At 65.4% G+C, this 12,173-nt stretch carries 11 protein-coding genes; 4 read left to right on the top strand and 7 right to left on the bottom strand.

Going from position 1 to position 12,173, the window contains the following annotated elements:
* Nucleotides 1–2 precede the first annotated feature (2 nt).
* The 4 genes from E4P09_RS21875 (at nucleotide 3) to E4P09_RS21860 (ending at nucleotide 4,503) form a co-directional block, all read left to right on the top strand.
* Nucleotides 3–335, top strand: coding sequence for a sarcosine oxidase subunit delta (locus tag E4P09_RS21875; protein ID WP_137391770.1), 333 nt, complete (start codon nucleotides 3–5; stop codon nucleotides 333–335).
* Nucleotides 332–3,361 (top strand): sarcosine oxidase subunit alpha family protein, encoded by a 3,030-nt coding sequence (locus E4P09_RS21870; protein ID WP_137391769.1) that lies wholly within the window; start codon nucleotides 332–334, stop codon nucleotides 3,359–3,361. The genes E4P09_RS21875 and E4P09_RS21870 overlap by 4 nt, the downstream gene beginning before the upstream one ends.
* On the top strand, nucleotides 3,354–3,956 hold the full coding sequence (locus E4P09_RS21865; RefSeq protein ID WP_170984566.1) for a sarcosine oxidase subunit gamma: 603 nt from the start codon (nucleotides 3,354–3,356) through the stop codon (nucleotides 3,954–3,956). The genes E4P09_RS21870 and E4P09_RS21865 overlap by 8 nt, the downstream gene beginning before the upstream one ends.
* 91 nt (nucleotides 3,957–4,047) lie before the next feature.
* Nucleotides 4,048–4,503 carry a hypothetical protein gene (locus E4P09_RS21860; protein WP_137391767.1) on the top strand — a complete coding sequence of 152 codons (456 nt, stop codon included), beginning with the start codon at nucleotides 4,048–4,050 and terminating at the stop codon, nucleotides 4,501–4,503.
* On the opposite strand, the gene E4P09_RS21855 is transcribed toward E4P09_RS21860, so the two are convergent.
* From E4P09_RS21855 to E4P09_RS21825, 7 genes are all read right to left on the bottom strand, one after another.
* Nucleotides 4,497–5,411 (bottom strand): metallophosphoesterase family protein, encoded by a 915-nt coding sequence (locus tag E4P09_RS21855; RefSeq protein ID WP_137391766.1) that lies wholly within the window; start codon nucleotides 5,409–5,411, stop codon nucleotides 4,497–4,499. The two genes, E4P09_RS21860 and E4P09_RS21855, sit on opposite strands and share 7 nt — an antisense overlap.
* A gap of 148 nt (nucleotides 5,412–5,559) precedes the next feature.
* Complete coding sequence (locus tag E4P09_RS21850) at nucleotides 5,560–6,897, bottom strand: lipopolysaccharide biosynthesis protein (RefSeq protein WP_137391765.1); 1,338 nt, start codon at nucleotides 6,895–6,897, stop codon at nucleotides 5,560–5,562.
* Nucleotides 6,894–8,027 (bottom strand): lipid II:glycine glycyltransferase FemX, encoded by a 1,134-nt coding sequence (locus tag E4P09_RS21845; protein WP_170984565.1) that lies wholly within the window; start codon nucleotides 8,025–8,027, stop codon nucleotides 6,894–6,896. Before E4P09_RS21845 ends, E4P09_RS21850 begins: the two co-directional genes overlap by 4 nt.
* Before the next feature lie 68 nt (nucleotides 8,028–8,095).
* Nucleotides 8,096–9,376 carry a GNAT family N-acetyltransferase gene (locus E4P09_RS21840; RefSeq protein WP_170984564.1) on the bottom strand — a complete coding sequence of 427 codons (1,281 nt, stop codon included), beginning with the start codon at nucleotides 9,374–9,376 and terminating at the stop codon, nucleotides 8,096–8,098.
* A 157-nt stretch (nucleotides 9,377–9,533) separates the two neighbouring features.
* Nucleotides 9,534–10,376 carry a D-amino-acid transaminase gene (locus tag E4P09_RS21835; protein WP_137391762.1) on the bottom strand — a complete coding sequence of 281 codons (843 nt, stop codon included), beginning with the start codon at nucleotides 10,374–10,376 and terminating at the stop codon, nucleotides 9,534–9,536.
* Between the two features lie 105 nt (nucleotides 10,377–10,481).
* On the bottom strand, nucleotides 10,482–11,213 hold the full coding sequence (locus E4P09_RS21830) for a cytochrome c biogenesis CcdA family protein (protein WP_137391761.1): 732 nt from the start codon (nucleotides 11,211–11,213) through the stop codon (nucleotides 10,482–10,484).
* 119 nt (nucleotides 11,214–11,332) lie between these two features.
* Complete coding sequence (locus E4P09_RS21825) at nucleotides 11,333–12,124, bottom strand: SDR family NAD(P)-dependent oxidoreductase (protein ID WP_137391760.1); 792 nt, start codon at nucleotides 12,122–12,124, stop codon at nucleotides 11,333–11,335.
* Between the last annotated feature and the right edge of the window lie 49 nt (nucleotides 12,125–12,173).

Raw genomic sequence — 12,173 nt, 5'->3', positions numbered from 1 at the left:
CCATGCTGATCAACTGTCCCTATTGCGGCCTGCGTAGCCTGGAAGAGTTCACCTATGGCGGCGATGCCAGCCTGGAACGGCCCGACCTCGCCGACGAGGACATGGAGCGCTGGTACACCTATGTCTATCTGCGCGACAATCCCCGCGGTCCTCATAAGGAGTTCTGGCACCATCTCTATGGTTGCCGGCAATGGCTGGTCGCCACCCGCGACACGCTGACTCATCAGGTTACGAGCGTGGTGCCGGCCCGCGATGTGGTGAAGCCGGCCGATCTGCCCGAGGTGCAGAGTCCCGCCGAAGCACGGCCCAAGAGGGTCGCGGGGATGAAGCCATGAGCATCGTTGCACCGGGCAGGCTGCCCGCGGGCGGCCGCATCGACCGTTCCAGAACCGTCAGCTTCACGTTCGACGGCCGCACCTATCTGGGACATCCCGGCGACACATTGGCCTCGGCCCTCCTTGCCAATGGCGTCACGCTCATGGGCCGCAGCTTCAAATATCACCGGCCACGCGGCGTAGTGGCCGCCGGCTCAGCCGAACCCAACGCGCTCGTCACGCTAAGGGCGGGCGGCCGGCGCGAGCCCAATATCCCGGCAACGGTCGCCGAGCTTTATGACGGGCTTTCCGCCATCAGCCAGAACCGCTGGCCATCCCTAGATTTCGATGTCGGCGCGGTCAATGGCTTGGTGAAGCCCTTCCTCGCCGCGGGATTTTACTACAAGACCTTCATGGGCCCCACCGAGAAGGCGTGGATGTGGTTCGAGCCCTTCATCCGCCGCGCCGCAGGCCTTGGTGCTGCGGCGGACGAGCGCGACCCCGACCGCTACGAGCGGCTGAACCTGTTCTGCGACGTTCTGGTGGTGGGTGGCGGGCCGGCTGGCCTTGCGGCCGCCCTGGCGGCCGGCCGTACGGGTGCGCGCGTGGTGCTGGCCGACGAGGGTCCCGTGCTCGGCGGCATGCTGCTGGACGAGCCGGAAGGCTCCGAGGCCGATCGCTGGCGGGAGCGCGCGCTGGCCGAGCTTGCCGGCTTGAACAATGTGCGCATTCTTCCGCGCACCACCGTGTTCGGCGCCTACGACCATGGCGTGTTCGGTCTCGTCGAGCGGGTGGCCGACCACAAGGCCGAGCCTGCACCCTTCGAGCCGCGGCACCGCTATATCACGGTGCGATCCCGGGCCGCGGTCGTTGCCGCCGGCGCCATCGAGCGGCCCATCGGCTTCGGCAATAACGACCGGCCGGGGGTCATGCTCGCATCCGCCTTGCGCAGCTATGTCAACCGCTACGGCGTGCTGCCCGGCCGCAACATCCTGGTCTTCACCAATAACGACAGCGCCTATCGCACGGCCATAGATGCCGCCCGCGCTGGCGCCGTCACCCTGGCGGACGCGCGTGACCAACTTCCGGAGGCTTTGGCCGCCGAGGCGCGCGCGGCCGGCATCGAAATCCTCGGTGCTCACGCGGTCGTCCAGGTGGTCGGTGGCAAGAGCGTGCGCAAGGCCCTTGTCGCGCCCTATGATGCCAAGACGGGCCAGACGGACAACGGCTGGAAGGAGATCCGTTGCGACGTGGTCGCCATGTCCGGCGGCTGGAACCCGGCCGTGCATCTCGCCAGCCAGCGCGGCATCCGCCCGCGTTACGACGAGACGGCCGCCGCCTTCCTGGCCGAGATACCGCCGGAGCACCCGACCGCGCCGGGCATGCGGCTTGCCGGCGCTTGCAACGGCCAGTTCGATGCCCGGGCGGCAGCACTGGACGGCTTCGCCAAGGGTCAGCAGGCGGCCGCCAGCTTGGGCTTCGCCACGGATACGGCCGGCACGGCGCTCGATGGCGGCGACCTTCCGGCCGATGCCCCCCAGCAGCCGATCGTGCCGGTCTGGGACGTGAAGCCGCCGCGGCCCTTGCGCGCCCGCAAGCGCTTCCTCGACTTCCAGCACGATGTAGCCGCCTCCGACGTGGCGCTGGCCCACCAGGAAGGCTATGTCTCGGTGGAGCACATGAAGCGCTACACCACCCTCGGCATGGCCACCGATCAGGGCAAGCTCGCCAATGTGCCGGGGCTGGCGATTCTGGCGGGCCTCAGGGGAGATCCCATAAACGATGTGGGCACCACCACCTTCCGGCCGCCCTACACGCCGGTATCCCTGGGCGCAGTAGCCGGCGCCGAGACCGAACTGCACTTCAAGCCTGTGCGCCGCACCCCGTTCCACCGGGCGAACGAGCGTATCGGCGCCGCCTTCATCGATGTGGGCCTGTGGAAGCGGCCCTGGTACTATCCCAAGGCCGGCGAGGATGTGAACGCCGCCTATAAGCGCGAAGCGGAGCAGACCCGGGCGACCGTCGGCATGGTGGACGTCTCCAGCCTCGGCAAGATTGACGTGCAGGGGCCGGACGCGGCGGAGTTCCTGAACCGGGTCTATGTGAACGGCTGGTCGAAGCTGGAAGTCGGCAAGGGCCGCTACGGCGTGATGCTTCGCGACGACGGCGTGGTGTTCGACGACGGCACCACCACCCGCATCGCCGAGCACCACTACTTCATGACCACCACCACCGCCGGTGCGGCCAAGGTGATGGCCCACCTCGAAAACCTACTGCAGACCGCCTGGCCGAACCTCAAGGTGTCGGTCACCTCGGTCACCGACCAGTGGGCCGGCGTTGCCATTGCCGGGCCGAATTCCCGGTCGCTGCTGCAGGACCTGGTATCCCAAATCGACATGTCCAATGCAGGCCTGCCCCACATGGGCATGCGCGAAGGCTTCATCGGCGATATCCCGGTGCGCGTGCATCGGCTGTCCTTCTCCGGCGAGCTGGCCTATGAGGTCTATACGCCGGCGGGCTTTGGCGAGGCCGTGTGGGATGCCATCCTGGCCAAGGGCGAGAAGCATGGGCTGGTGCTTTACGGCTCCGAGGCCCTGGGCACCTTGCGCATCGAGAAGGGCCATGTCTCGGCGCCGGAGCTCGACGGTCGCACCACGCTTGACGACCTCGGCCTCGGCGCCATGGCCAGCAAGGCCAAGCCCTATATCGGCAAGCTGCTGGCCCGGCGCGAGGCCTACCTCGATCCCATGCGCCAGCGCTTCGTGGGCCTGCTTCCGGTCGATCCCGCCGCGCGCATCCGGCCTGGCAGCATCATCCATGTGCACAATGGCGATCATTCGGGCTTCGGCCTCGGCCGGGTCACCTCCACCACCTACAGCCCGCAGCTCAAGCGCTACATCGCCCTGGGCCTGGTGGCGGGAGGGCGCGATGACCAGGCGCCCGAGCGCATGGTCGATGCCTGCTATCCTCTGAAGGGCGACGTCGTGCCGGCGCGGGTGGTCTCACCCCATTTCTTCGATCCGGAAGGAGAACGTCTCCGTGGCTGAGATCCTGTCTGCGCTCGATGGCCATGTGAAAGCCGGCCGCCACGGCGCCAATGTGGACGAACCGGGCGTCGTGCTCTCGGAAGGCCGAGGGCTCGTCACCGTGCAGCTGACCGCCTGGCCCGACACGGCCAGCGCAGTTGCGGTCAAGGCCGGGCAGGTGGCGCAAACTGCGATGCCGCCGTCCATGCGCATCGGTATCAGCGGCCAGACGACGGTGCTGCAGGTGGGCCCGGAGCGCTGGTGGTTCGTGGTGCCCGCATCCTCCGATCTGCGCCAACGGCTCGAGGCGGCCTTCTCGGCGGAAGAGGCCGTTGTCACCGACCTTTCCCATGCCCGCACCATCGTGCGCATCACCGGCCCCAAGGCCCGGGACCTCCTAGCCAGAGTGGTGCCCATCGATCTCCACCCTGCCGTATTCCCCCGCGACAGCATTGCCCAAACCATCATGCACGGCGTCGGCGTGCTCCTGCACTTCTCCGGCAGCGCCAGCGACGGCGACATCTTCGACCTGCATATCCCCGGCACCTTCGCCCTGTCCCACTGGGAATGGCTGGTGCATCAGGCCGAGGGGTTGGGGCTCGAAATCAGGGCATAAGTGTTTAGCGCCCAAATATCGACCAGATCACAGCTTATTACGTGATGGATTTCGCTTTTCGAGCTTAATTGATTTTAATGTGTCTTTTAATATGCACGCACTGAAGGTTCTTTTCGACACATACATCTTGGACCGGGTCATTCCCTCCGAGTTATGCCCGCCTCGCCTCTACGGACCGTCACTGGCCAATGAGGAATATACGAGAAACCATTGGTACGATTTCACCTCGAGTCAGCGAGTTTCCCACCTGAAAGAATTGGGCTGGGGCAGTCCTGATCATTCCAGCAGAATTCGGCAGGCCTTCTCCTTTCTCGATACTGTGCCGGAAGCTCCGGGAGGCATTCGGCCGGCGGATGAACATCTGGCGGAAAGGACGACGCTGGCGAGGGCCAATTGGGATCAGCTGAAGCTCAAGGAGCAGCTTGGTTTTCTCGATGCCCTCCATGAGATTTACGGGCATGACGAGCTTCATAGATTTGTCCAGGGCGTTGCGCCGGACGCCTACCCGTATCACGCGCCAGCAGCCGATCTCCTGCACACCTATTGACGTCGCATGAGAGCATCGCCGGCCTGGCCTCGCGCCTGCAGGTCATCGGTCGTACCGAGGCTGATGGTCTGCGGCTCGAAAGGCTTGCCGCGGCGTCGGCGCTCGCCCTGCGGGACCTCCTCGAGGCTCGGCCACAGCCCGGTTTCGAGACTACGGGCGAAATCCTCGTCGCCGCAGAGCCGCCGCAAGCGTGACGCCGCCCTCCGGTAGTCATAAGCCAATGGCAGGTGCTCGAAGCTGAGGCCGCTGCGGCTTGCACGGATGAGAGACATCCACAGCCGTGGCGTGCCGTCATTGGGCGGCAGGCCCAGGCTGCCGGGGTTGTGCCAGGCACGCTCTCGTCCGCTCGGGCGTGGGAACAACCGGGTGAACGGAAAGCCGGAGCGGCCGGCGATCACCACATCCGTGCCGGAGAGCTCCAGTTCGGCATCGAAGGCGGGACCGGGCGACGACCAGAACAGCAGCTTCTCCATGCTGGTCACACCGCCGTGCACGATGCGGAAGCTGTGGCCGCCATAGGTGAAGACGATCTCGCTCGGCAGCGCTTCCATCCACCGCACCACCTCATTCGGCAAGCCGTCATCGATGAGGCGCCGCCAACCGGGCGCAAGCGCATCGGAAAGACCGTCCGTATCACCGCGAACCAACTGAGGTGCGTCCACCTCGAAAGCGCCTTTCACGGCGGCGATGCCGAGCTCGGCAAGCCGCGTGGCGCAGGCGGCAGGTTCGGCGCAAAACGGGGCCACGCTGCCCGTGTGGACAAGGCGGGTAAAGGGAATGCCCTGCTCGGCGGCCACCTTCAGCAGGGCCTCGAGCGCATCGAGATTGCCGTCAACGCCCCCGAACGCCAGAAGCACGCCATCCAGTTCTCCCAAATCCAGAACGGCCGGCGTGGCGTGCTGTGTCATACTCGTGCCTCGGCTCACTCAATGCGCCACAAGATTAGCATTTCCGTACCGAAACGGACAGTCGCTCGCATACAGTGCGCGTGAACATTAACAGGACAAGCTTGCGGCGCTTTTGCGGCGGACGCGGACGACAGAGGCTGGGCGCGGATCAGGCCGTCCTGGCGAAATGCCTGGCAACCAGCTGCCGCAGCGGCGTCCACAAGGTCACGTCATAGCCGGTCACCCGATGCGCCACCACGGCGAGCGAGGCCGACCACAGGATGATCGAGACCAGCATGGCAAGGCCGGCGCCTTCCAGGCCGAATCGGGGCACCAGCACGAAATTGAGGATGATGAGCACCGCCAGGCCGACTCCGAGGCTCGGGAGCACCTTCACCTGATGCCCGGTGACCGTGAGCAGCTGAACGGATGCCGAGCCGAGGCTCGCGCGGGCCACCTGGGCGATGGCGAGCAGGACCAGCAGCTTGTAGCCACCCGCAAACTGCGGGCCGATCATGCTCAGGATCGGCTGCCCGAGCAGCACCAGCCCAATCGTCGCCGACACCGCAAGCCCCACACCCGCAAAATTGGCCCGGGCCAGCGCCTGCATGACGCCGCCGCCGTCGGTGCGTGCGTGCGCATCGGCGAGATCGGGCAGGGCGATCTGATTGACCGACTGGAGTGCGAACACGATGAAGGCGGTGAACCGCACACAGATGTTGAACACCGCGATCTGCTCTGGCGCCATCAGTGTGCTGAGCAGAAGGATGTCGATCTCGATGAAGTAGTTGGTGAACAAAACCGCCAGGACCAGTGGAAGGGCGGATTTGCGCCATTGGGCCGTCTCGTAGGCGCGCCGTGCCCTCCGGCGGGGCAGCAGCGCCTCCCGGCGCATCACGATCCACTGCAGCATGGCCGCGACGATCACGACCCCGAGATTCATCACCATCAGCTCGGTTGCGGAAGCGCTTGCGGCAAGGGCAAGGTTCACCACCGCGACAACGGCGATGAACAGCACCGGACGTAGCAGCGTATCCGGGAGAAAGCCGAGAAACGGCCGTCGAAAGGCATTGCAGACGCCGCCATGGAAATTGAGCATGGCCATGGCCGGCGCGATCAGGGCGCCGACGGCCAGCGCCAGGCTGTAGTCGGGGCTGCGCTCGCCGGCCGTCAGCCACAGTCCCGCCCACGTAAGGACGATCAGACCGGCCGAACCCAAGAACAGGTTGCGCAGCCCGGAGCTGGTGAAGCCGGCGCTGAGGTCCGGCCGCTGATCCACCCGGTAACGGGAGATGTAGCGCTGGGCGATGGAGGGATACCCGCCGGCCGCCAGGATCGCGAGCACACCGCCAAGCGACATGGCGACCGCGTATTGGCCAAGGGTATCGGCGCCCAGCCAGCGCGCGATCAGGATCTGGGTCAGGAAGGTGAGGCCGGCGCCCGCAATGCGCGCCCCGATCAAGGTGGCGGACAAGGTGAGCAGGCGCGAACCGCTGATCTGTTTCATCCGCTCGTGGCCTCGGCGCGCCCGGGCCAGCGGCGTTTGGCTTCACGCAGCGTGAAGGCGGCCTTCGCGAGCAGCCGGCTCGCCGGATCGGCGGCAAAGGCAAACTCATCGAGCCGCTTGGTGATGACGCCGCGTGCGCCGACGAATTGCCGCTTGAACTGGGCGAGGCCGGCATCACCCTCGGCGCCGCCGAGATCATACCAAAGGCATCCGCTGCCGGTCAGGCGCTCGACGATCCACCAGTGCAAGGCATAGCCGGCCTTTGCCGGAAGGGCGCGCTCATCGCTCGCCCCGAACAGGTAAATGGCGCGATCGCCGGCCCGGCTGATCACGGCACCGGCTGTCGGTCGGCCGTCCAGCCGTGCGATCACGATTTCCGGCCGCAGCGACGGAACATCCGCTTGCAGCATCGCCGGCAGCGCGTCGATTGCGGATCGATCATGGAACCGCTTGCGTGAAAGCATGGCATCATACAACGCCATGAAGGCGCTAAGTCCGGCCTCGCCTTCCTCGACCCCTACGTCAAGCCGATTGCTCTGCGCCTTTTTGAGGTTGTAGCGCCACTTGCCATGCAAGCTGGCCCGCTGCGCATCGAGATCGATTCCGAGATTGACGAGATATCGCGCCGGATCTGCCGTGCTGCCGCAATGCCAGAAGCCGTGCGCCTGGAGCACGTCCGCCATTCGGCCTTCGGCCAGCGGATCGGGCAGCGGATTTATGACGAGGCAGCGCTTGTCCTCGATGGCGACTTGCTGCTGAAGCGCGCTGACGACATTCGCCAGTCGAGCCGCGTCGTCCGGCTCCTGCTGCCTGCGCCAAAGTGGTCCGAACTTGATCACCGATAGGCCGCGCCTCACGAGCGGCACGGTAAAATCGATCAGCACGGCACCGCCGATCAGCTGGCCCGATTGCGTGACCGAAAGACAGCGAACCCGCTTCTCCCCCCAGCGGGCGCAGGCGTAAACAGCAGTCTGTTCCGGCACCACGTCCCGAAACTGCTGGGCAAGGATGTCCCACTCGGCAGGGGTGAGCGCATGAACGGTGGTATCGCTGAGCGCTTGCCGCCGGACCAACAGCACCTCGCCCTCATCGCTCACAAGAGGCTCACTGGAGAAGGCTCGGGCGGTCATGTCTGCGAGTCCTGGCTCTTTTGGCTCAATCCGGCTGTACCACCGGGACACATCTACGGAATGGCGTATCAAGAACCATGCCGGGCGCGCAGGCGCCCCAAGAGGTTGCGCAGGCGCACGGCACCCGCCATGAGCTTTGGGCTCTGCTTCACGCGCCGCTTCGCCGCGATCTCCGCCAACGCGATTCCGGCGCCGATACGGCCGCGCAAAGTCCCGGTCCAGGCACCGCACCCCAAAATCCAGGTCTCCTCGCACCAGTCCAGCTTGTAGGGTTCGTCGCCAATGGTGAAATCGAAATGGGTGCAGCCCTGGTCGATGGCCCATGCCATGATCTTGTGCAGCAGAAGATTACCGGGTGAATAACGCTGGAGCTCGCCATCCGGATAAACCGGGACTTGATAGTAAAAACAGCTATTCTGCAGCAGACCGGCCGTAGCTGCCGCAAGCCTGTTACCGACTTTGAGCCTGAACATGTACACGTTCGCCACCGCTGGGTCGCTGGCCACCGCACGGAAGAAGTTCTGCACATGCGTGTCTGCGAATGTATTGAACGTGCCGGCGGTCGCCTGCAGCTGGCTGGCCTTCAGCGCCATCATCTCAGCGGCCAAAGCCAACCGCTCGGAGGGCGCGGTGACGATCTCGAAGCTGATCGGCCCGAGCTTGGCGAGCGCCTTCTCCTTTTCCCGGAAGCGGCGGCGGGTCTTCGTGCTGCGCCGCGCCGCATAGAAGCTCTCCCAGTCGGCGCCGAGGCTGGTGCGATGTGCAGACGCGCTGAACGGCTGCAGCTTCAAGGCGGCGAACGGGTTGGCGATCCCACCGCTGAGCTGCGGTGGAATCCGGGTCAAGAGTACATAATCCGCCGAGGCGAGCCGCAAGATGTGATCGAGCAGCGTACGAACGGCGCCAGGCGTCAGTTGGGTGGCAAGATCCGGCGCAATGAGCGGGCCATGATAATCGCAGACCGGGTCGCCCATGGCCGCGAGCCTGCGGATGCCCAAGACCCGCTCGATGACGAGCGGCAGGACCATGACAGGCCGGCCGCTTTCATCGGTCACCAGCACGATGAACGGATCTGCGCCGGAAGGGCGGCCGATCTGCTCATGCCAGATGTTGAGCCAGTCGAAATGTTGGAACGGAAAGCCAATGGCGGTCTGTTCCAGGGCACGCCACTGCTGCTCGACGGGTGCGAAGCTCCGGTAGGCCGCAATGCGCCAGGGCCCGAAGGACGCCATGAGATCAATGGGCAGCGCGGGCGGATTCACGACTGCCGAGGAATAGTCGAGCCTTGAGCCGACGGCTCCGGATCGCGAGAAGGCTGTCAGCTTTTCGGCAGAGCTCGCGCTCGTCATCGCGCCCCTCCTGGTTCGCGTGCCGCGATGGCACAGTGTCCCCGGGGCCAAGGCAAGGAGCATGCCAGCAATCCGCCTGCTGCCGATGCGGCGCCGGCTCAGTCTTGCAGAAGGCTGGCGCGGCTTGGTTCATGCGCAGGAGCGGGTGGCTTGCAGGTTAGCTGCGTGCGGCATCGAGATAGATCTTCCGCAGCGATGTGGCCACGGGACCAGGCTTGCCGGAACCGATCGCCCGCCCGTCGATCGCGACGATCGGCATGACGAAGGTGGAGGCGCTGGTGAGGAAAGCCTCGTCGGCCGCATAGGCCTCCTCGAGCGTGAACGGCCGCTCCTCCACCACGACCCTCTCCTCTGTGGCAAGTCTTATCAGCGACTTGCGCGTGACGCCCGGCAGAATGGCCTGGGACAGCGGACGGGTGATCACCCGGCCATCCCGAACGATATAGGCGGTGGACGAGGTGCCTTCGGTCACGAGGCCGTCCTCCACCATCCAGCCCTCGAAGGCGCCGGCCTCCGCAGCCTGCTGCTTCCCAATGCACTGGGGCAGCAGGGCGATGGACTTGATGTCGCGGCGCTTCCACCGGATGTCCGGCACGCTGATCACCTTGACCCCGTTGGCGGCATGGGGGCTGTCGAGCAGCGACTTGTGCTGGGTGAAGGCCATCAGCGTGCTGGGAACGTCCTTGGGAAAGGCGAAATCCCGCTCGGCCACCCCGCGGGTCACCTGCATATAGACCACGCCCTCGGTGACATTATTGCGCCTGGCGAGCTCTTGATGCACCTCCCGCAGCTCATCCTTGCTGCATGGCCAGGCCATCGCCAGCTCGCGCAGCGACCGCTCGAGGCGCTGCACATGGGGTTCGAAGTCCACGAGCTTGCCGTCGATGACCGCCGTCACCTCGTAAACGCCGTCGGCGAACACATAGCCGCGATCGAAAATGGAAACCTTGGCGTCCTGCTCGGGCAGATAGGCGCCGTTCAAATGGACGATGCGGCTCATTGGGCTCGGTCCTCAGCGAAAGAAAATCAGCAGCGCCTTGTAAGCAGAAACGGCCCGTTCGTCCATGGGGTGGATGGGCGCTGCCCTCCCGTCGGGGAGCCTTGATCACCCGATCCGGCCGAGCGCCGGGAAAGTCTCGAGCAGCCAGAACGAGAACGCGGTCATCGTACCCGTCAGGAACATGATGCCGGCCAGCACCAACAGCCCGCCCATGACCTTCTCTACCGTGCCGATATGGCGCCGGAATCGCTGCATGAATGTGAGAAACGCCCTGATGGCGGCTGCGGAGGCGAGAAACGGAATGCCCAGACCCAGCGAATAGACGCCGAGCAGCACGGCGCCGCGGGTAACGCTGTCTTCCGCCGCGGCCAGGGTTAGAATGGCGGCGAGCACCGGTCCGATGCACGGTGTCCAGCCGAAGGCGAAGGCGAGTCCCACCACATAGGCGCCGATCAGGCCTGCCGGCCGGCTCTCGTGATGGTAGCGTGCCTCCCGATTGAGGATTGGGATCCGGAACAGGCCGAGGAAGTGCAGGCCCATGATGATGATCACCACGCCGGCGATCTGCGCGAGCAGCCACAGGTATTCGCGGACGAGCTGGCCGATGGCCGAGGCGGTCGCCCCGAGCATCACGAACACCGTCGCAAAGCCCAGCACGAACAGAAGTGCGGCCAGCATCACCCGCGCCGTCACGCGCGGCGACGCCTGCTTATCGGCCATTTCCTCGAGCGAGGTGCCGGCGATGAAGCAGAGATATGGCGGCACCAGCGGCAGCACGCATGGGCTCAGGAAGCTGATCGCGCCCGCCAGCAGGGCCGCGGCATAGGATACGGTCATGGCTGGCCTGGCGCTGCAGTGGCGAGCTGGCTTGTGACGGCAATCATGGCTGGTCAGCTACACCCTTTGCCGCCGGGAGTGGAGTCACAAAACAGTCACGGGGATGGCTCTGACCGCCCCTAGTGATCGAGGGAAATCGATTGCCCGCCATCGACCGTCACCACCGAGCCGGTCATGAACGACGAGGCGCGCGGCGAAGCCAGCAGCAGCAGAGCCCCATCCAACTCGCTAGGGTCGCCGATCCGGTTTTGCGGAATGCCGCGCTTCAGGTACTCGCCCTTCTCCGTCTTGAAGAAATCGCTGTTCATCTCGGTCTCGATATAGCCCGGCGCGATGGCGTTCACCCTTATGCCGTTGCGGGCGAATTCTACCGCCAGCGCGCGCGTGAGCTGCAGCACGCCGCCTTTGGATGCCGCATAGGCCGCGAGGGTCTTTGATGCGCGGAAGCTGAGAATTGAGGCGATGTTGATGATCGAGCCCGGTTTGCCGGCGGCGATCATCCGCTTTATGGCTTCATGCGCGGTGTACCACACCCCGTCGAGATTGACGGAAATGACGCCGCGCCAGTCCTCCGCGCTCACATCGATGGTCCGCTTGTTTCCGGAAACCCCCGCATTGTTCACCACGATGGTCACCGTGCCGAAGGCTCGCTCGGCCTGGTCGAAAGCGGCCTTGATCGAGCCCGCATCGCTGGTGTCCAGCGGCACGGCGAGCGCCGCACCGCCGCCTGCGGCGATCTCCTCGGCCAGCGCGTGCAGCCGGTCGACCCTGCGGGCGCCGATCACCACCTTGGCGCCATTGGCAGCCAGAGCCTTGGCAAAGCGCCAGCCCAAGCCGCTCGAGGCGCCGGTCACCAGTGCTACCTCGCCCTGCAAGTCGAACAGATCCGATGCCTTGATCGGTGAAGTCATGCCATTCGTCCTTCCCTGTACATCCCGGCGGGAACAGCGCAAATTCCGG

Source organism: Rhodoligotrophos defluvii, from assembly GCF_005281615.1.
GTDB classification, from domain to species: domain Bacteria; phylum Pseudomonadota; class Alphaproteobacteria; order Rhizobiales; family Im1; genus Rhodoligotrophos; species Rhodoligotrophos defluvii.
Note: the sequence above shows the minus strand (reverse complement) of the source record. Positions and strands in the feature narration are given on the sequence as shown.